Annotated in this window: 19 protein-coding genes; 10 read left to right on the top strand and 9 right to left on the bottom strand. The window is 33.8% G+C overall.

The features are described from left to right. Positions 1-315: 315 nt before the first annotated feature. Complete coding sequence (gene asnB, locus ABWH96_RS18595) at positions 316-2142, bottom strand: asparagine synthase (glutamine-hydrolyzing) (protein WP_375579003.1); 1827 nt, start codon at positions 2140-2142, stop codon at positions 316-318. Positions 2143-2218: 76 nt separating this feature from the next. After that, positions 2219-2947 (bottom strand): NUDIX domain-containing protein, encoded by a 729-nt coding sequence (locus ABWH96_RS18590; RefSeq protein ID WP_375579002.1) that lies wholly within the window; start codon positions 2945-2947, stop codon positions 2219-2221. Positions 2948-3167: 220 nt separating this feature from the next. On the opposite strand from ABWH96_RS18590, the gene pfkA reads away from it, so the two are divergent. Genes pfkA through ABWH96_RS18575 form a run of 3 tightly spaced genes read left to right on the top strand, consistent with a single transcriptional unit; the run spans position 3168 to position 6032 of the window. Continuing rightward, positions 3168-4139, top strand: coding sequence for a 6-phosphofructokinase (gene pfkA, locus ABWH96_RS18585; protein ID WP_375579001.1), 972 nt, complete (start codon positions 3168-3170; stop codon positions 4137-4139). Between the two features lie 3 nt (positions 4140-4142). Beyond that, positions 4143-5000: a hypothetical protein gene (locus ABWH96_RS18580; RefSeq protein ID WP_375579000.1), complete on the top strand. Its 858-nt coding sequence runs from the start codon at positions 4143-4145 to the stop codon at positions 4998-5000. Between the two features lie 54 nt (positions 5001-5054). After that, on the top strand, positions 5055-6032 hold the full coding sequence (locus tag ABWH96_RS18575) for an ROK family protein (protein ID WP_375578999.1): 978 nt from the start codon (positions 5055-5057) through the stop codon (positions 6030-6032). Positions 6033-6035: 3 nt separating this feature from the next. Here the strand turns inward: ABWH96_RS18575 and ABWH96_RS18570 are convergent, their stop codons facing one another. Beyond that, a complete protein-coding gene (locus tag ABWH96_RS18570) occupies positions 6036-6809 on the bottom strand; it encodes a hypothetical protein (protein ID WP_375578998.1) in 774 nt (257 codons plus the stop codon). A 181-nt stretch (positions 6810-6990) separates the two neighbouring features. Between ABWH96_RS18570 and ABWH96_RS18565 the strand changes: the two genes are divergently transcribed. From ABWH96_RS18565 to ABWH96_RS18550, 4 genes are all read left to right on the top strand, one after another. Further along, positions 6991-7611, top strand: coding sequence for a 2OG-Fe(II) oxygenase (locus tag ABWH96_RS18565; RefSeq protein WP_375578997.1), 621 nt, complete (start codon positions 6991-6993; stop codon positions 7609-7611). Positions 7612-7713: 102 nt separating this feature from the next. Continuing rightward, the gene (locus ABWH96_RS18560) at positions 7714-9066 is read left to right on the top strand and encodes an aminotransferase class I/II-fold pyridoxal phosphate-dependent enzyme (protein WP_375578996.1); all 1353 of its coding nucleotides are present in this window, start codon (positions 7714-7716) and stop codon (positions 9064-9066) included. 262 nt (positions 9067-9328) lie between these two features. Further along, entirely contained in the window at positions 9329-11749 is a 2421-nt protein-coding gene (locus tag ABWH96_RS18555) for an outer membrane beta-barrel protein (protein ID WP_375578995.1), read from the top strand. 165 nt (positions 11750-11914) lie between these two features. Then, entirely contained in the window at positions 11915-13360 is a 1446-nt protein-coding gene (locus ABWH96_RS18550; RefSeq protein ID WP_375578994.1) for a S1C family serine protease, read from the top strand. A gap of 70 nt (positions 13361-13430) precedes the next feature. On the opposite strand, the gene ABWH96_RS18545 is transcribed toward ABWH96_RS18550, so the two are convergent. The 5 genes from ABWH96_RS18545 to ABWH96_RS18525 form a co-directional block, all read right to left on the bottom strand. Then, positions 13431-14207 carry a DUF4382 domain-containing protein gene (locus ABWH96_RS18545; RefSeq protein ID WP_375578993.1) on the bottom strand — a complete coding sequence of 259 codons (777 nt, stop codon included), beginning with the start codon at positions 14205-14207 and terminating at the stop codon, positions 13431-13433. A 76-nt stretch (positions 14208-14283) separates the two neighbouring features. After that, positions 14284-15579, bottom strand: a complete 1296-nt coding sequence (locus ABWH96_RS18540) for a hypothetical protein (RefSeq protein WP_375578992.1) — start codon at positions 15577-15579, stop codon at positions 14284-14286. Beyond that, positions 15572-16144, bottom strand: coding sequence for an RNA polymerase sigma factor (locus ABWH96_RS18535; protein WP_375578991.1), 573 nt, complete (start codon positions 16142-16144; stop codon positions 15572-15574). Before ABWH96_RS18535 ends, ABWH96_RS18540 begins: the two co-directional genes overlap by 8 nt. Beyond that, positions 16141-16935 carry a hypothetical protein gene (locus tag ABWH96_RS18530; RefSeq protein WP_375578990.1) on the bottom strand — a complete coding sequence of 265 codons (795 nt, stop codon included), beginning with the start codon at positions 16933-16935 and terminating at the stop codon, positions 16141-16143. The genes ABWH96_RS18535 and ABWH96_RS18530 overlap by 4 nt, the downstream gene beginning before the upstream one ends. Before the next feature lie 106 nt (positions 16936-17041). After that, positions 17042-18025, bottom strand: coding sequence for a zinc dependent phospholipase C family protein (locus tag ABWH96_RS18525; protein ID WP_375578989.1), 984 nt, complete (start codon positions 18023-18025; stop codon positions 17042-17044). Between the two features lie 267 nt (positions 18026-18292). On the opposite strand from ABWH96_RS18525, the gene rpsT reads away from it, so the two are divergent. The 3 genes from rpsT (at position 18293) to ABWH96_RS18510 (ending at position 19836) form a co-directional block, all read left to right on the top strand. Then, complete coding sequence (gene rpsT, locus ABWH96_RS18520; protein WP_375578988.1) at positions 18293-18547, top strand: 30S ribosomal protein S20; 255 nt, start codon at positions 18293-18295, stop codon at positions 18545-18547. Positions 18548-18746: 199 nt separating this feature from the next. After that, entirely contained in the window at positions 18747-19451 is a 705-nt protein-coding gene (gene radC / locus ABWH96_RS18515; RefSeq protein ID WP_375578987.1) for a DNA repair protein RadC, read from the top strand. Positions 19452-19467: 16 nt separating this feature from the next. Beyond that, on the top strand, positions 19468-19836 hold the full coding sequence (locus ABWH96_RS18510; RefSeq protein ID WP_375578986.1) for a hypothetical protein: 369 nt from the start codon (positions 19468-19470) through the stop codon (positions 19834-19836). On the opposite strand, the gene ABWH96_RS18505 is transcribed toward ABWH96_RS18510, so the two are convergent. Next, a complete protein-coding gene (locus ABWH96_RS18505; RefSeq protein WP_375578985.1) occupies positions 19821-21020 on the bottom strand; it encodes a PAS domain S-box protein in 1200 nt (399 codons plus the stop codon). The two genes, ABWH96_RS18510 and ABWH96_RS18505, sit on opposite strands and share 16 nt — an antisense overlap. Positions 21021-21173 lie beyond the last annotated feature (153 nt).

Here is a 21173-nt window from a genome sequence, read left to right as displayed (position 1 = left end):
AAAAGGTAGCCAAAGGCTACTATCACTTTAACCACTGAGTTACACAGAGACATACACTAAGATTCTCAAAGATAATGTAAGGTAATGCTGATTGTTTTTGGGTGAGATGACTTTAAATAAGGGATTTAGCACAGAAAGAATCGATCAACAGCTTTAGCTCTAACTTTGTGACCTCTTTGTGAACAACTTAGAGAAATTTAGTGGTTAAAAGAAAAAGCCTTAGGCTTTCTGGTTGTCTCATTTTGCAGTTAATTATTCGCATTTCCGAACATATTATTCCCTAAGAAGAAGGTTAATTTCATCATCTTAACGATATCAGTCGTTCTCTTGCAACCACATTTCTAAAACAAGTAGAGCATAAATCATATAGTTAGTGTTCCTTTCTTTGTATTTTTCACCTTTCATAAGCATCATGATTTCTGTATATTTTACATACTGATATACTTTTGCTTGAGGATTAAAAAGCAAATCCTTCAAAGGCTCATTAAAATCATGTTTTAGCCAATTTTCCAGTGGCGCTTCAAATGAGGTTTTAGGTGCTTGAGTTACTGACTGAGGAAGTTTATCAGCATATATAGATTTTAATAAATGCTTTCTACTAAAACCTGAAATTTTGAATGAGTCGGGTAGTGGGCTGCTGATTTCAAAAAGTTGATGATCTAAAAATGGCGAGCGCGCCTCTATAGAATAGGCCATACTTGCCCTGTCCATTTTTACTAAAATTCCTGAGAGTAGATTAAAATTTCTATCCCAATTCATGAGTTGATCGAGGTCTGAAAGTCTGGAATCAAAGTGTTTATTTATTAATTCAAAAGATGAGTTTTTGATTTCATTCGGTCTTTTCCAGAAATTGGAGATATCAGCATCTTGAAACATATCTGTAGTATAAAGCAAATATCTTTCAGCCGATGGCAAGGCTGCAATTCTAGAAATGCGATTAAAAAAGCCTAATTTGGAACGTCTATTAGCAAAAGGAAGGATGTCCTTTAAATGTTTAGCAAATGAAAGTTTTTGAATATTTTTAGCAGTAAAATACCTTCTGTAACCACCAAAAAGTTCATCCCCTCCATCTCCATTCAACATTACCTTCACATGCTGAGAAGCAGATTCAGCGATTGCCAAATTAGGAAGTGCACTACTGTCTGCCAGCGGTTGATCGAATATCCTGATTGATTTCTCTAGTAAAGTGAGAGGATTTTCTTCGATCTTAATTATTTGGTGTTTCAACCCAAATTGATTGGCAGTTTCGTTAGCGATTAAACTTTCATTTTGAGTGGTTTGAAAAGGGTATTCTACTGTAAATGCTTGTAAATTTTGTTCATGTTTGGAAGCTTCATAGGCTATTACTGAGCTGTCCCAACCGCCTGATAGAAATAAGCCTTTGCTTACATCAGCTCTTAATCTAATTTTGACAGATTCTTCTATGGTTTGCTGTGTTCTAACTTTTGCATCAGCAAATGAGATTTTATCTTTAGGTAAATATTGATGTTTCCAGTAGGTTGATATGTTTAAGCTCCCATTTTGATATTTTAGATAATGGGCAGGAGGGACTGCATATACATTTTTATAAATTGTTTCAGGTTCTGGGATATTAGAGAAGCATAGATATTGATAAATGGCATTTTCATTAATTTGAACTACTAGATTACATAGCTCCATTAATTTTTTCAAACTCTTTAGTTCAGAAGCAAAAATCAAATAGTTTTCATCTTGATAATAATATAGAGGTTTTTGCCCCATTCTATCTCTTACTAGTAAAAAGCTATTTTCCTTTTCATTGTAGAAGGCAAAAGCAAACATTCCTCTCAGCTTTTCTAAGCTAGCCTCAATTCCTTTTTGTAATAAGTGTTGAAATAAGATTTCAGTATCTGATTCTGAAGAGAAGCGAATGGAGGAAGCAAGCTCAGGATAATTATAAATGGCTCCATTAAAAGCTAAATAGTGGCCTTGACTATCGGTCATGGGTTGTTGACCACTTTCAATTCCTATTATTTTTAATCTCTGAGTTCCTAGATTGATATTGGCAGTTTTGATAGAATGGTTTTCGTCTGGCCCTCTGTGATTCATTAAAAAAAGAGCTTTGTTGAATTCCTCTTTCTTTAAAGCACCATTTTTTGACCAAACCCCTGCAATACCACACATAATTAATCCACTTTGAAAATTTTATTTAGCGTAATTTAGCTAAATGATTTATCGGAAGGTAGAACAAACAAAATTTTTAGAATAAAAACCATTGATCTTTAGCAAAATCATCTTTGTAAATTGCATCATCAAAACGATAATATTGTGCAGGTTTGTGAGATACACCCGTTTCTTTTTCATTCATAGGAACCAAAAATTTATTTCTCAGCATTCGTTTCCTAAAATTTCTCTTGTCCAATTCCAGGCCAACTATGGCTTCATAAAGTGTTTGTAATTGTCTTAAAGTAAATTTTTCAGGTAATAAAGAAAAGGCAATAATAGGCTCTCTTTTGATTTTCTCCCTTAACATAGCCCAGCCAGTATTAGCAATCTCATTATGATCAAAACCCAGTTTCTGTGGTTTTTCAATTGGGTGCCACAAAACTTCTTCCGCAAATGAAGAAGGTCTATAATCAAAATCCTCAGTTTTCACTAAAGAATTATAGGCAACGGTTATTACTCGGGCTTCAGGATGTTCTCTAACTGATTTAATCCATTCAACATCAACTGGATCAGATGTCCTATCTGGTGACCCAAATGTTTTGAATTGTTCTAAGTATAAATTTTCTAGTCCTGTAAGTTCGTAAAGAACCCTATTCGCAGCCACATCCAAGTCTTCTCCTTTTTGGACTAAATCTCCTGGTAATGCATAAATATTTTCCCCCTCTTGCTTTCTCTTTATCAATAAAATATTGATCTTTTCATCATCAAAGCCAAATATGACGCAGTCAACCGAAATATGCGGATTGTAATGGAATTCTGACATGTTTCTATTCAATTAGTAATGCAAAGATAGTAAAATTGTATTGGCTAAGTGTACACATTACACTATCTTTGGCGAGCTGAACAATTTTTTTGATGAAATGAGCATAATTTTCATAGGTAAATGTAAGTTAACCACTTGATGAATAGTTATAGCGAATTCCATAGCCTGCCTTTGTAATTCGGGCTGGCATTTAAAGATCAATTACATTCAAATGAATAAGATGAATCGAATAGGTGTTTTTACTTCTGGAGGCGATGCCCCAGGAATGAATGCTGCTATACGTGCCGTAGTTAGGGCGGGTATTTTTTATAATAAAGAAATAGTAGGAATTTATCGCGGTTACGAGGGGATGATAGAGGGCGATTTTGAAGAAATGAATGTTCGTTCTGTTGCTAATATTTTGCAGAGAGGCGGCACCATGTTGAAATCAGCGCGTTCTAAAGAATTTAGAACTCCGGAAGGAAGGAAAAAAGCTTTTGATCAGTTGAAGAAACATAATATTGATGGACTAATAGGGATTGGAGGCGATGGCTCATTTACAGGTATGCATCATTTATTCTTAGAGCATGGAATGCCTTATATCTGTATACCTGGCACTATTGACAATGATATTCCTGGAACTGACTATACGATTGGTTATGATACGGCTACCAATACGGCAGTTGAGGCAATCGATAAAATCAGGGATACTGCACTGTCTCACAACCGTCTATTTTTTATAGAGGTAATGGGGAGAGACTCAGGTTATATCGCCATTAATAGTGGGATCGCTGGTGGAGCAGTTTCCATCATCATACCTGAGGAAGAGACTTCCATAGATGAGTTAGTTGAGAAATTAAATAAAGGAGGGAAAAAGAAAAAAACCTCTAGTTTAGTGATAGTGGCAGAAGGCGGGAAGTCAGGTTCGGCCATGGAAATTGCTCAAAAAGTGAAGGAAAAATCTTCCTATTTTGACACAAAAGTGACTATATTAGGACATCTTCAGAGAGGAGGAAGCCCTACTTATTTTGATAGGGTTTTGGCGAGTAAAATGGGAGTTGCAGCTGTTGAAGGTTTGGATCAAGGTAAAACTGATAGTATGGTGGGAATTAGTCATCATGAAATTATTTTCAATGATTTTGAAAAGATTATGAATCAGCCTAAAGATATTCATAAGGATGATTTAAGAATTGCTAAAATTTTATCAATTTAAGTTATGATTTTAATAGGTACTAGTGGTTCCACAAAATGCGATTGGCAGTTAGTTGATGCCAATAAAACTTTAGTAAAGAAAAGCACTAAAGGCATCAATCCTTTTTTTATGGATGATGTAGCTATTAGTGACATAGTCAAATCACTAGGTTCTGAAATAATTGACTATAAATCAGATATAGAAGTAGTCTATTATTTTGGTGCAGGATGTTCAAGCAAGCATTTTGCAGCCATGGTAGAAAGAGGGCTTTCTATGGTTTTCAATAAATCTCACCTTTATGTAAAAGAAGATATAGTGGCGGCCGCTTTTGCAACCTTTAGTGGGGAACCTTCCATTACAGCATTAATGGGAACGGGTTCTAATGCTTGTCATTTTGATGGTGATATTGTTCGGCAAGAAGTAAGCGGAATGGATTACATTTTAGGTGATGAAGGCAGTAGAAGTCATTTTGGCAAGCTTCTGTTGAGTAAGTTCTTAAAGAAACAACTTCCTGAAGAAATCTCTAGAGATTTAGAGCAAGAGTTCCACTTGAATAAAGAAGAAATACTCTTAAATGTGTACATAAAGCCATATGCGAATGTTTATTTAAGTGGTTTTAGCCAGTTCATAAAGGAAAGAATTGATCATCCTTATCTTAAGGAAATGGTCAAAGAGAGTATCTCTGAATTTGTGAAAACGTATATCTGTAGTGTCAAAAACTATGAAAATCTTCCAGTTCATTTTGTAGGCTCAGTACCTTACTTTTTCGAAGAAATTGTAAATGAAGTGGTATCAGAATTTAATTTGATTAAAGGAATATTTATAGAAGAGCCAATTGATTTATTAGTAGGGTATTTAATAAAGAAACATTATAAAAATTGATGTTATCAGTTTGTGCATTCAAACTAGATGATTTTAAATATTAAGCAAAGCAGTATGAAAGTTAGCATTGGGATCGATATAGGAGGAACAGGAACTAAATTCGGAATTGTTACTTTGGATGGTAAAGTTTTATATCAAGGTGCAATTCCAACTCAAACAGAAGCAGTTTTTGCAGATTATATTCATTTGCTATCAAATGAAATAAGAAAAGGCTTAGATCCTGAAAAACATAATTTGATTGGAATTGGAGTTGGAGCACCTAATGCCAATTATCACAAGGGGACAATTGAACATGCCCCCAATTTAAGGTGGAAAGGGATTTTGCCCTTAGCTAAAACTTTGGAGGATGAATTTGATGTACCAACTGTTGTAACCAATGATGCCAATGCCGCTGCAGTAGGAGAAATGATTTTTGGCGGAGCCAAAGGGATGAAAGATTTTATTGTGATTACGCTAGGAACCGGTTTGGGTGCCGGAATAGTAAGCAATGGACAGTTGGTAAATGGTGCAAATGGTTTTGCTGGTGAGCTAGGGCATACCACTGTTACCTATGGAAATGGAAGATTTTGTGGCTGCGGAAAACGAGGATGTTTAGAGACTTATGTTTCCGCAACCGGCATTAAAAGAACTATCTATAAATTATTAGCAGATTATACTGAAGATAGTGCACTAAGATCCGTAAGTTTTGATGAATTGAGTCCGGAAATGATTACAAAGTATGCATTGAAAGGTGATATTATTGCCAAACAAGCTTTTCAATATACCGGTCGGATTTTGGGTACTAAACTAGCCGATACTGTGATTCATACTGACCCAGAAGCTATTTTTATTTTTGGTGGCTTATCTCAGGCAGGCGATTTAATTTTTAACCCCGTAAAAGAGCATTTAGAGTTAAACTTAATGCCAGTCTTTAAAGGAAAGGTCCGTGTAATCTCCTCTCAATTACAGAATCAATCCGCCCCAATTATTGGTGCTAGTAGTTTAATTGTAGATAAGCTGAAAAAGGACGAGATTTCAGTAAATACGAATTGATGGTTAATTTTCATTCACCAGCTTTAGATGGTAATTATCTAAATTAAAAATTTCTTCAAAGGGCGCTGAATTGTTTGCGGCTACATTAAAATCAAAAGTGTTGGCAGCTATTATTTTTGGTGCAATCTTTTCAAAAATTAATTCTTGTGGCAATTCATTTATTAATTTTTCATATTTTTTAGTATCCATCCTTCCTGATTTAGGGAAAGCTTTATCCTGTTCAAGGCTATTGAGCCAAATTATGTATTTTGGAAGTGACTTCTTGTTAATTGGCTTAAATTCAGCTTTATGATGATTTTTAGAGCTTTTATCATCTAATTTCGGAGTGAAAGGCTTATATTTTTCTTCAAAACGGAATCGTTTTCCTAAGCTTAATTGGTTATCTTCAATAAATGACTTAATCATATCAAACATACCTTGTTGCTTGAGGTCAATTAAAAGTGATTCAAATACTCTGATTTTTTGCCAATCGGCCTTAAAAAGCCCGCTTGTTTTGTCAAAAGACATCATTACTCTCAATCTCCTGCAAATTTCCAATTTTATTTCATCAAACATGCTGTTAAGCTCTTGTTGAAATGCATTCTCCTTTCCTTCTAACTGGTTACTGCGTCCAATTATATCAGTTAAAGACTGAAATTTTATTTTACCGTAAAAGTTAGATTGATTGATTTCTGAATTTTCAAATTGGTTCAAAAAGGTAATTATTTCATCTGGATTATTAGCCAATTTGAAATGTAAATCAAAATATAATACAGCTTCACCTTTTCCTGATGACATAAATTAATAAATGTTTTTATTAAAAAAATTCTAGGTTTGGCTGAAAGGATAATAACTTGTTTGAAACTTACTTTCCTTATTTTTAACGAGGAAAAAAAATGCAAGTTTTACTGCAATTATACATAACGGGTAGCAATAATTTTATCAACTTAATAAGTTTATTATGTATTTTTGCCGTTAAATGAACAATATAGAAAAATTAAATCTCGCTATCGATGAATTAAGCGGTTCAGGATACTTCGTTTGGGATGATTTTGTTTCCTATGAAGAGGTAGGTAAACTGGTTTCAATTGCTAATGAAGGAAATCAATCAGGAGCTTTTAAAAAAGCAGGTATAGGAAAACAGGCTTTGTTTCAGTTAGATAAAAGCATTCGTGGAGATTATATTCAATGGTTGGACAGGAAAAATGAACATAAGATTATTCATCAATTTCTAGATAAAGTTGAGTTATTGAAGAATACCCTTAATGAAACTTGTTTTTTAGGGTTGAAAGATTTCGAAACTCACTTTGCCATCTATCCTGAAAATACTTTTTATAAAAAACATGTCGATAGATTTCAACAAAATGCTCACCGAGTTATTTCTTTTGTCCTTTATCTTAATGAAAATTGGCAAGAAGGTCATGGTGGAGAATTGGCACTTTATTTAGATGATAAAACAGAAATTGTCAAACCTCTTGCAGGTCGTTTATTACTATTTAGAAGTGAGTTGGAACATGAAGTTTTAATGTCTTATAAAAGGCGCTTTAGCATAACTGGCTGGATGTTAGACAAAGACATGAGTTTAACATTTTTACCTTAGAATAGTTAATAAAATAACTTGATAAATAAATGAAATGGAGTTGATTTATGCTGGTTCGATTTCTTATAATTGTTATTTAATATTAAACCAAAATTTTGCAATATGTCTTTAATCCCAACTCCTTCTAGGAAGCACTATCACCTTTTTGACCAAGAACAAATAGACCACATGTATTTCGATATTTCTCCAGCTGGAGAAATAGATGCAAATAAATATTCACTGTTCAATTTCACTGGTGATCCGAAGCTCGAATATGCAGAGTGGGAGAGCAGAATGGATATGATGAATAGTTGGTTCTCTGATATGAAAAAAAGCAATCGTTTTTTATATGAAAGAGAATCCATAGATGGTTCAAAGATAATCTCCCAAGTAGTTGATCCTGAAACGGGAGATATAAGAGAAATGCTCAATTTTGCTTCTAATGATTATCTCAATCTAACACAGGATAAAAGAATTTGGGAAAAAGTTAAAGAAGTGGCTGAGCAATATGGAGGAGGCGCTGGTGGAGCACCTTTATTAAGTGGCACCATGCGCATAATAAAGGAACTTCAGGAAAAAATAGCCTCAATGAAAGCTATGGAAGCTTCAATTGTTTATACTTCTGGCTATGCGGCAAATGTGGGAACTATTTCAGGCTTGCTTGGCCATAAGGACATAGCAATATATGATATGTTTTCGCATGCTAGTTTGATAGATGGAAGTAAAGGCTCCAATAAAAAATTCTTTGCTCATAATGATCCTGTTTCTTTAGAAAAGGTATTAAAAAGTGTCCAAAATAAATATATCAATAAATTGGTAGTGGTTGATGGCGTTTATTCAATGGATGGCGATATATGTAATTTACCTGAAATTTTGGATGTTGCTCATTACTATGGCGCTTGGGTTTTAGTTGATGAAGCCCATGCTACAGGTGTAATTGGTAAAAATGGGAAAGGAACCGTAGATCACTTTGGTTTAGAAGGTAAGGTTGATATAATTACTGGAACGCTTAGTAAATCAGTAGGTGCTGTAGGGGGCTTTGTATCAGCCTCTCAAAAATTAATTAATTATTTAAAATATAATAGTAGGTCCTATATGTTTTCAACTTCTCCTTATTTACCTGCTGTTTCTGCCTCTTTAGAAGGTTTAAAACTGATAGAAAAGAACGAAGCTGGGCAAGATAAACTTTGGGAAAATATTCAGTATGTGAAAAATAGGTTGCTGAAAGCAGGTTTTAATATCGGAAATGCTGAAACTGCTATTTTCCCGATCATAATTGGTGATGATAATAAAGTGAAAGAAATGACCTATCAACTTCACCTAAGAAATATTTTTGTAAATCCAGTTCCATATCCTGCTGTTCCAAGGAAACTTACTCGTGTTCGAATGACAATTACGGCTGGATTCTCTATTGAACAATTGAAGCATACACTGAATCAAGTTGAGGAAATCGGTAAAGATTTAAATATTATTTAATTCAGTAGAGTAAAGCATGATAAGGCTCATGCTTTACTTTTATTTAAAACTATCCTACCAAGAGATTTATAATTTCCCCTTCTTTGTTCGCTTTTGAATCTATTTAATGTTCAATAATGAACACTCTTTTTTCTGGTTTTTGATAAAATCACCTTCTAAACCCGAATTTGGCCACTTACAGAATATGGCACATTCCGTGCATCGAGAGCTAGCATGAACGCATCTATTAACTAAAGAACAAAACATGCAAACGCTTAAGAACATGAAAACTATTTTAACTCTATTTACCCTAACACTTTTTTTAACATCATTTGCCCAAGCGCAAAATGGAATGATCAAAGGTGTATTGAAAGACAATCAGGATGCGCCACTTCCTTATAGTAATGTGGCGGTTTATCAATCTTCGGATTCGAGTTTATTAACTGGAAGTATCACCGATGCTGAAGGTCAATTTAATATCAATGTGAAATATGGTGATTATTATTTGAAGATTTCAGCTGTAGGTTTTGAAACATATCTTTCTAAAAGTATAACTGTAAATGAAAACAATTCTACTATTGATTTTTCTACGATCAAGTTGGAAGAAGATGTAAAAGTGATGGATGCAGTAGAAGTGAAAGCCATGCGACCACAAGTGATTGTTGAGGCTGATAAAATGGTGGTTTCCGTTGAAGGAACTGCTATGGCAGCAGGTGCTACAGCTTATGAGGTTTTAGAAAAATCCCCAGGAGTATTTGTAGATCAGGATGGTAATATTCAGCTCAATGGAAAATCTGGTGTTCAGGTTATGATTGACGGCAGAAGGTCTTATTTATCAGCAGCTGATTTGCAAAATATGCTACAGGGAATGTCTGCAGACAATATCAAAACGATAGAAATCATCAATAATCCATCCGCTAAATATGATGCTGAAGGTAATGCAGGTATTATCAATATCACTTTGAAGAAAAATAATATTCAGGGAGTAAATGGAAGCGTGAATGCAGGCTATAGATATAATGAAATGCAAAATTATAATACTGGCTTGCAATTGAACCACAAAAAGGGCGACTGGAATTCTTTTATAAATGCAGATTTATCTCAAAGAGGAAGGATTAGGGATGCGGGTTTCTATAGAGAGATCACTCAAAATAACGGTGTGACCACTATTTTTGACCAGACAGGTAAGGAATATGTAAACAGAGTGATCCCATCTTTAAGAGTGGGAACTGATTATGATATTAATGAGATGCAATCAGTAGGCGTGATGTTTAATGTGTATGGTCAGGATGTTTACCATGATTTCAATATCGATACAGATTTGGAACAAGGGGCTAATGAATTTATGATTAATTCAGATAATCAAATAGACTACAGATTCTTGAATACTCAAGGTAATTTACATTATGTCCATAAGTTGGATACTAACGGCACAAAAATAACTGCCGATTTAAATTATGTGAAATTATTTAATGATGGTGGGTCTTCTTTTACGAATAGATATTTTCAGGAAGGAAGCTCAGAGCCTAATGCAGTAGAACGATTAGAAAACGAAAACCCTTTCGCTTATGATATTTACTCAGCTCAAGTCGATTATGAGGGTAAATTATTTAAGAAAATTAAGGTAGAATCAGGTATAAAGGCCAGTCATGTGGTTTCTGATAATGAAATAAATTTCTATGAAATTGAGGATAATCAGAGAACATTAGATCCTGAAAGAACCAATCACTTTGTTTATACAGAGCAGATTTTTGCAGGGTATTCTAGCTTTGCAGGTAAATTAGGTGAAAAGCTTTCCTATAAAGTTGGATTAAGAGCAGAGCAAACGTATTCTGAAGGAGAATCTTTGACTTTGAATACAGTAAATGAAAGAAATTATTTTAATCTTTTTCCGAGTATCTTCATGCAACATAATGTTTCCAAAGGGTATCAAGTAAATTATAATTATAGCAGAAGAATTGACAGACCAAATTACAGCAATCTGAATCCATTTGTCATGTATTTGGATCCCTATACTTGGGCACAAGGTAATCCTTACTTAAAACCACAGTTAACGCATTCTATGTCCGTTACACAAACCATTTTAGGGCAATATAATTTAGTGCTTAACTATGGCTTAACTAGTGATTTTATTGCAGAGGTTCCTCAACAAAATCCTGAGGATGGTACAACGGTTTTTATACAACAAAATATTGATGACCAGGTAAATTATAGTGCTACTGCAGTAATTCCATTTCAGCCTTTTAAATGGTGGTCGATCAACGGTAATTTATCAGTTTTTCATCAAGAATTCACCACTTACTTAAATGGAAACCAAGTGGAAAACAATGCGACTTCAGCTTTTGCAAGAGCAGGAAATACCTTTATGCTTCCAAATGACTTTAAGCTAGAATTGAATGCTGACTATAGATCAAATACTGTTTGGGGATTATATGCAATTGGTGAGCAATGGGGAATTGATTTCGCAGTAAAGAAAAGCTTCTTGAACAAGAAATTAGATGCCTCATTAAATATAACTGATATTTTCAGAACAAGAAGATTTGAGGGTAATTCTAACTTTAATGGTAACATCAATGAAATCAGTCAGTATTTCGGACAGCAAAGCATTGGATTTTCATTACGATATAGATTTAGCAAAGGAGAAGAATTTAAAGCACGTCAACGCAATACGAATTTAGAAGAATTGAATAGGGCGGGAGGATAATATCCAGTTTAGGTTAACAATATATGCTGGGTAAAGGCAGTCTGATTGGGCTGCCTTTTTTTGCATATATTTCTAAACAGAAGTTTTTTCTTTTCCGTAATGATATTCGGCACAATATATGTCATAATAAAACATTAAATAGATATTTGATTAAAGAGAAGAAACATGAATCAATATTTGAAAACAACACTTAGTGCATTTATAGGAGGAGTAATTGGGGCATTGTTGATTTATCAATTAACGAATGGTGAGCAAGAATTAAAAAATAGTGATTCAGCTTTTCAAACGCCAATTAATAATGTTGCTCTTGAGAATTATGGAGAGACTAATTCCAAAAATTTCAATTCTATTCCCGAAATTGATTTTGTAGAAGCTTCTAAAAACAGTAGGGAAAGTGTGGTATATATTAAAACTGTGTCAGAAGCATATGGCAGAAGCTCATGGTTAGATTTATGGCTTGGCGGAAGTGGTAGTATGCAACAAGTGGGCTCAGGTTCTGGTGTTATCTTCAAATCTGATGGTTATATTATTACCAACAATCATGTTATTGATGGTGCAGACGAAATTGAGGTAGTTAGGAAAAAACGCACTTATAAAGCGAAATTGGTTGGGCGCGATCCTTCAACAGATTTGGCGGTATTAAAAATTGATGATAATAATTTACCAGCTATAAAATTAGGTTCTTCCAAAGATTTAAAAGTAGGTTCTTGGGTGTTGGCAGTAGGAAATCCTTTTAATTTGACTTCAACCGTAACAGCAGGAATTGTAAGTGCAAAAGGTAGAGAACTCAATATTTTAAAAAGTAATTTCCCTATTGAATCTTTTATTCAAACGGATGCAGCTATTAACCCTGGTAATAGTGGAGGGGCTTTGGTAAATCCTGAAGGAGAGCTAGTAGGGATTAATACTGCTATATTATCTAGAACAGGTTCCTATGCAGGATATGGTTTTGCCGTTCCAATTGATATAGCTAAAAAAATTGCTACTGATATTATTGAATATGGTATGGTTCAAAAAGCATTTCTGGGTGCTGAGGTGAAATCTTTAACCCCAGAATTAGGTGATAACTTAGGAGTAGATAATCTAGATGGAGTAGTTGTAAGCTATATCCGTGAAAATGGTGCTGCTGATAATGTGAAATTGCAAGAGGGAGACATCATTCGCGAATTTAATGGTGAAGACATAAGCACACATGCAGAATTTGAAGAGAAATTAAGCATGCTTTCTCCTGGTGATAAACTGTATCTCACCCTAGAAAGGAAAGGAAAAATGATTCAAAAAGAATTGATTTTGACTAATAGTGAGAACACTACTGAATTGCTCAAAAGGGATGTATATTTTTCTAAATCGCTTGGTGCAGAGTTTGAATCTGTATCAACTGCAGAAAAAGATCTTTTAGACATAAATAGCGGTGTGAGAGTAACCGATGTAAAGAATGGCTTTTTCAAAAGGCTTAATATTGATGAAGGTTTTATTATTACAGCAATCAATAGCAAAGCAGTAAATAACCCCAAAGAATTATCGGATATTTTGGAAGAAGTAAAAGGTAAAGTGATGATTCAGGGCGTGAACAAAAAAGGAGTGAAGGGTTATTATTCTTATTATTTTTAGACACATTAGGAAAAAGAAAGGCTGGCTCATTTTTCTGAGCCAGCCTTCTTTCTAATGAATATTTGGGGAATTAATCTTCGTCCTCGCCATCCTCTTCTTCATCATCATCGTCAAATTCGTCCTCGAATGCATCAGCAATATCATCAATAACATCTATTATATCATCGGCCAAGTCTTTGTTTCCGTCCTCATCCAATGGATTTATTTGAATAATTCCATCTTCATTTCCGTCAGTAGCTCCAGAGATGTCCACTAATGAAAATAGGCTGTTTAAATCAAATTGAAGATTGATTAGAGTAGCGGAAGCCTGCTCAAGAGTAAGCATGCCGTTTTCAAATTCAATCTCAAAGTCTATATCCTCATCATGCCAAAATTCAAAAGGAGTCCCGTTAATAGTCCCATTAATAATAAAGGATTTTTCAAATATTTCACTATCAGAATCTTCGCTTTCATTTATTGAGAATTCAATTTCTTCATAATTTCCTTCTGGTAAATCTACCTCAGCTAAAGTTTGTTCTATACCATTATTCCCTTCAATTAAATTGACAACAAATGGTCCGTCTAATTCAATGTCGCTTACATATGGGCCTTCAGATTCATCATCGTCATCGACTTCCAATTCAATTTCTTCAATATTTACGATGAAAGAATTGATTACTATATCGTTTACTGTTCTTTGAGCTGTGTTTGTGTTGTAAGCAGCACTCAATTTAATTACTGTGTTATCCTGATTTGTGGCTACATTTTCATCATTGTTACATGATGCTAAAAATGCTACACCCATCATCGCTACTAAAACTTTTGATCCCCAAAAATTAAGAGCACCTTTTAAATTGTTCTTTTTCATAATATTTAAATTTTAATTCATATACTTCTGCTACCAAGACGAAGCAAGGTTTCCAAAAGACGTAATGGGTTAAAATTTATTTTATAAAATGATAAAAGAATCTGAAATCAAGTGAAATGGAGGCTGGACGGGTGTAATCAAACTCCCTCGGCACGAATTCATTTCCAACAAATATATTGTTCAGCCCATAGTGAAACCTTAAAGCAGGCTGAAATGATAGCTTAGGATGAAGCTTGAATTTCTTTTGAAGGCCTAGATCAACTCCATAATTCCAGTCAGAATAATTATTGCTGAGGTCAGAAAAATTGCCCGCTAATGTTTCCTCAACAGATCCTATTTTTGCTAATTGAAATCCGAAGATTAAATAATTATTTGTAGAAAATAAAGGCTGCAAAAGATCAATTGAGAAAGACTGATAGGTGATTATAAATTCTTTTCTGCTATAGTTTGCATTATAGTATTGAAAATAATTTTGAGTATTTCTAGCTCTAAACCAGTAGGACAGCTGAATTATCTGCTGTGATCGGATAGTAAATTGACTGGACAACCCAAAGTCATTGGTGTAAGTAATTTCAGTGTTGATTAAAGATTCATTGTTGAATGAAGCTCTGGTAGCATTATTGATTATCCATGAATTTTTCATATTGCCTACAGCCCCAATACCACTGAATTTTATAAATGGATTTTTATAATCTGAGGTATTAATAGAAGGAATACTGTCTATTGGTAGTGCCTCTGGAAAGTTTACTATAAGAATGGACTCAAAATCCGCTGGAATGGGATTTAAATAATTTAATATAGAATTCTGAATAGAGGAATAACTTTCATCATTTTTTACATCCTCAAAATTTTCAGTCTTGGTTAAATCAGATATAATCTTCTCTACAATATCATTATTCTTGTTATCTAAAATTTGAGTTGGGTTGCTATTTTCTGATACTTTATTCTGATCAATTGATTTTTTTTGTATCAACTCTTTTTTAGTTGGAGCCTCGGTATCTTCGATCTCCTTATTAGTTGCAATTAAACTTTCATCTTTCTCCTGTTCAGTATCAATTTCTTTTTTAGTGGTTTCTTCTAAAAGTAAAGTTTCCTGATTGTTATCGGCTATTAAATAGGAAGATGATAATTGCTGATCTGAATTGTTTTTGAAGAAGAAAATCAGCAAAAAGAAAAGGGCATAGTTTACAATTTGTCTTACTGATGAGTAGTTTGTTTTGGTAGCGGAGGAAGGGAGTTGATTATCTAATTGAGACCATACCTCATCTATATCCAATTCATCTTGGATATTTTGCCATACAGATTCAGGTGGGTTGTCATTAAACCCCTTTACAATTTTTCGATATAGATTTTCAAAGCTAATCTTAGCCATGGTATTCTGTTTTCAACCAACTTGACAATAAGCTTTTTGCTCTTGCATATTGCGATTTAGAAGTGCTTTCACTGATGTGCATTTTTATGGCTATTTCTTTATGGGAATATCCCTCAATAGCAAATAAATTGAAGACCATCCGAGCCCCCTCAGGTAATTTTTTCACTTCATCTAAAATCGCATCTGTATTAATTTTACTCCCTCCTGGATCAAACCATTCTAATTTATCAGCTACTTTTACATCATTTATATCTGTGTAAAAAGACATCTTAGAATTCTTTCTGTGATAATCAATTGAAGTATTTACCAGAATTCTTCTCATCCATCCTTCAAAAGCACCTTCAAAGTTATATTGACCCAGACTTTTAAAAATTTTGATAAAGCTCTCCTGAAGAACCTCTTTTGCAGCTTCCCTATCGGCACAATAACTCAATGCAATATGAAAAAATGGTTTGGCAAATTTCCTGTACAATTTTTCTTGTGCTAATCGATTATTTTCTTTGCTGGCGTCAATGAGCTCTTTTAACTCAGCATCCACCTGCATGCTGTCATTATTTTCTGTCATTTAGTCTTTACCACTGTTGACTCCTCTATTCTTCCAATTATTAAAGAATATAAGGCTGGATTTACTTGTTTGTGTAAAAACACATACTCTTCTTCCTCAATTATGCCTTTTTGTGCATTGTTAAGTGCGTCAAAACTCGTGATAGAAAACCAATAATCAGGATTGAATACCAATTCAAATTCTTGTCTTTGATCCTTAATTAAGGAAATATTTCTTTCCCCATCATTATTAATAAAAGGGATATCGAAAATAACAGATTCGTTCAATGGCATAATAATCTTGAAGGTAGTGCCATTTCTATTGGCAGTTGCAGTAAATAAAAAAGCTGGATTAACATCTTCTAAATATTCTTCGATAATATCTCCTAAATCTTCATTCCTTTCTTCATCATCCTCCTCATATTCTTCTTCCAGCCATTCAGTAAGCTCTTCTGTAATTTCCTCCCGTTCTTCCTCATCTCTTTGAAAATTCAGTCGAAATTTCAAACTATTATAAATGCCTTGCGGGATGTCAATCAATATTTTATTATTGATTTGAGATCTTAAATCTATATAACCATCTTCTTGATTAAATTGCCGTTCTAAAAGAACATTACCGCCAGCATCTCTCGTGCCATCAATTTCTAATCTCGAAATATTGATTTCTACTCCATCAACTATGAGATTATTATTTAACGTTTGTAAAGGCTCCGCAATAAAGGTAAGTTCTACAGGAGTGGGCAATGATAAATTTTCTTCATCACAAGAGCTCATTACTGCCAAAAAGAATATAAATGGTAAAAATCTTTTCATGCTTATTAGGTTATATTCAGTTGACGATTATTCTTAATCTGAAGTTGGAATGCTATCTAAAAATAGTTCAAATAAATTGAATAATTTCTATTTGCAGCTTATTCGTTCAATCTTCAACCCCACTTTCATGTTGTCTTAATTTTTTTTCAGAAGTTTGTGGGATGTTTGCTTCATTATGAAAGATTGCACGCTCATCGATTAGGATATCCAAATTTGGCTGTCCTGCATTAACCCATGCAGTGTACCAATAATTCCCCACCATTTTAATGGAATTCCGCATTCTTCTTTCCACTTGTCCGCTAAGCATTTTATGATAGGCTTTGGAAAAATCCCTGGAGTATACTTTTATATTAACGCTCCCTCTTAGTTCAGAACTGTATTTCCTATCATCATCCATTTTCTTGGTTAGTTTTTTCTCAAAACTAAAGACCGAATCCAAGGCTAAATGTGCCTCTTTTACTGCATCCCAGATGGTTAATTGCGTATTGTCAACATAATCAGCTTTGCCAATAAAAAAGTCATATTCATCTGAAAACAATTCTGGAAGTCGAGATTCCCAAAAGCCATGAATTCCATATTGACCTGTCAATTGCCCGTTATAATTTTCAGTAGTATGCAAAGGGACATTGGCATCGGCTATATAATGCCCAAGGTCAGCTGAGTATCTTAATATTTCTTCTGCATTATTCTCTTTAAATGCCTCAGTCAATTGATAGGTGACCAAATGTACATGCCAAGGAACTATTCCATAAGCTTGTAAAGTATCTTCTGTGTATTCTTCAATTGCATCATTCCAGTAGCGTGGCATTTTGTAGATAGCGCTATCTCCATAAACATCTAAATCGATATAATGTCTGGGCGCTTCGTAATCAACCGCATAACGTCTTCTGTCTGGGTTTACAGCATTTTCGGTTATATATTGAATATTATGTTTGTAAAATGTAATCATCTCAGGAGGAAGAGTAAAGACAGCTAATCGATTGATTTTTTGGTGGGCAAAGAAACCCCAATGAGGTTTTTTGATAGCGTTAGAAGAAAATGAAAAAAATAGTAAAACTAGAATTACTGATTTTAGATTGGTAGGTTTCATCTTATGATTTTGGTTAATAGAGATACAATATTAAAAATAGTAATTATAAAAACCATAAAACAGAAATCAAATCAATAGCTGAAATTCCAATAAATAAGCGTATTTTTGTAAATCTTTTATATGAAAAGGAAGCGTATTTTCAGAATTTATCATTATTTCTTAAAATAAATAGGGATATTGATGATAAGGCTTTGTTTAGTAAAACAAATTCTTTTAAATTTGCAGTCCTTAAAAAGAAAGCAAGAATTTCAATAGACATAAATCAATATGGCAAATCACAAGTCAGCATTAAAAAGAATTCGCTCAAGTGCATCAAGACGTTTGAGAAACAGATATCAGGCTAAAACTACGAGAACATATATCCGTAGATTGAGAGCTACAGAAGACAAAGCGCAAGCAGAAGAATTGTTGAAAACTGTAACTTCAATGTTAGACAGATTGGCAAAAAAGAACATTATCCACAGAAAAAAGGCGGATAATAACAAGTCTAAATTAGCCAAGCACGTAGCTAAATTAGCTTAAGAACTTTTAAGATTTCTATCTTAAGCCTCAACTCCATCAGTTGAGGCTTTTTAGTTTGTCCTAATTTGATATTTTTGGGATTATTATAGTGATAAAAAAATGATAAGTTTTTTTATTATTTATTCTTACAATTGAATTGTTACTTGATCTTGTCAAGTAGAATAGTTGTCATAATAAGTTTCAACCTTAATGATCCCAAATGGAAAATGAACAGTATTCAGCCGTTTCTAGCATTAAAAGCTGGGCAGAAGCCGATAGACCTAGAGAAAAGTTATTGACTCATGGTAGGAGTGTTTTGTCAGATGCAGAGTTAATTGCTATTTTAATTGGTTCCGGTACTCAATCTTTATCAGCCATAGATGTGGGTAAAAATATTTTATCTGGAGTTAATAATGATTTAAATCATCTGGCGAAATTCTCAGTAAAAGAATTAATGAAGTTCAAAGGAATTGGTCAAGCAAAGGCAATTTCTATAATAGCAGCCTTAGAGCTTGGCAGGAGAAGGAAAGAGTCAGCTGTTCAGGAAAAGCCAAAAATTGTTTCTTCTCAAGATGCTTATAATTTATTGAAATCAGTAATGCTTGATTTGCACCATGAAGAATTTTGGGTGATTATGATGAACCGGGCAAATCGAGTGATTCGGATGAAAAGAGTAAGTAGTGGCGGGATTTCTGGTACCGTTGCGGATGTAAAAGTTATTTTTAAGGAGGCAATTGATCAAATGGCCTCCGCTTTAATTTTAGCTCATAACCATCCATCTGGTAATCGTAACCCTAGTGAGGAAGATGTTCGTTTAACCAGAAAAATGAAGGAAAGTGGACAATTATTGGATATCCCGGTATTGGACCATATTGTTTTTGCAGAAGATAAATATTATAGCTTTGCAGACGAAGCAATGCTTTAAAATTGAAGAGTATATTATGGATAATAACCCCGAATTAAGCGGAAAATATTTAGGGACAATAACCGAAGATTTTGTTGCCATTTCAGACACCTTGAAAGAAGCATCCTATGCAGTAAGAAAACGTGGATTTTCTGATTTCCCAATTTTTCCTATTTGTAAAACAGAGCAACCGGTTGGACAGGTATTGATTGGTGCCGGGGAATTAAACCTTACTTGGAATTATTTCATCACTTATTTGGATGAATTTGTTCAAAGAAAGATAATAGATGAGGATAAAGTAGAGGAATTTAAACAAGCTTATAAGAATCCCGATGAATTTTGCTGCTTATTTGTGATTGATACGGATATGACAAGTTTCGTTTATGTGCCTTATCCAGAAGATTGATGATCTCTTTTATCAAGAATAAGGTCTAAAGCGGTTCTACTTAAGCTATCATTCATTTTTCTAATAACAACATCCATTTGCTCTGCTGTTGCTTTTAACTTTTCAACCAGGTAAGCTGGGTCTTCATATTTTTCAAATAAGCTGGTTAATCCCATCATGCTGGTTAAGGGGCCTCGAAGTTCATGAGAAGTTTGGAAAGCATAATCTGTAAAGTCATCTAACAATTTTTGTTGATTGATTTCAAGCCTCTTCTTTTCTGTTATATCATAGCTAATGGACATAAATTTATACACCTCGCCTTTATGATTTTTTATAGGACTAATGATAATGTCAACCCAATAAAATTCGCCTGTCTTAGTTTTATTTTTAATATCTGCTCTCCAAATTTGGCCAGTTTTAATTTTTTGCCACATATCATTCCAGAATTTCGGACTATGATAATCTGATTCTAAAATTTCAATCGGTTGACCAATAAGCTCATTTTTGCTATAGCCACTAACTCTACAGAATTCACTGTTAACTTCTTCTATATTTCCTGTGATATTCGTTATGGAAACTAGTGCTGCTTTATCCAATGCTTTTTCAAAGTTCTCCCGTTCTAATTCCGCAAGAATTTTTTTATTCACATTTATGGCGTTTACTATTCTACAATCTTTCCCTTTGTATAATGTTCTATGCGAATAAATGTTGACATAAAAGTAATTCCCAAATTTGTCTTGATGTAGCCACTCTCCACTATCAGAAAATTCTTCATTCAAATTCTCTAAATGTACTTGTAATTTATTCTTTTCAGAGTTTGGCCTTAAGTCGTTTAGGTTTAATTGACTTAGCTCTGCAATTGAATAACCATATTGATTACTAGCTGCTTTGTTGGCAAGTAAAATATTTTGAGAGTTAATTTCAAAAATATACATAGGGTTCGGATTGTCTTGAAACAACCTTCTGAAGTCATTTTTTACAAACTCAATGGATTTTGTTTTTCTGTTAATGAGGTAGTATAAAAGTATTGTTGTGAGCGCAACATAGAAAAATCCTTTCCACTGACTTAAAGTATTCACTGAATTTGAGCTTAGATCAAATTTATCTGCTAGAAAGAAAAGAAGTTCGTCACTTAAACCAATCCAAATTATGCCTGCAAATAAATATATGAGTGGAATTGTCCAGTCTTTTTCCTCAAGTTTCATGTATGCTAAGTGATTGCTATTCTATAGAGGTCATCATTAATACATCAAGATAAAAAAATCAATTTGTTTTCTCACAATTGCCTTAGTTTATTTAAGTAGAAACTTTCAACTTAATGATAGGTAATTCTGATTTTAAGAAGTCGGTTTGCAATC

The sequence above is a fragment of the Marivirga tractuosa genome (assembly GCF_042140215.1).
Taxonomy (GTDB): Bacteria; Bacteroidota; Bacteroidia; order Cytophagales; family Cyclobacteriaceae; genus Marivirga; species Marivirga tractuosa_A.
This window is presented reverse-complemented; position numbering and strand designations above follow the sequence as displayed.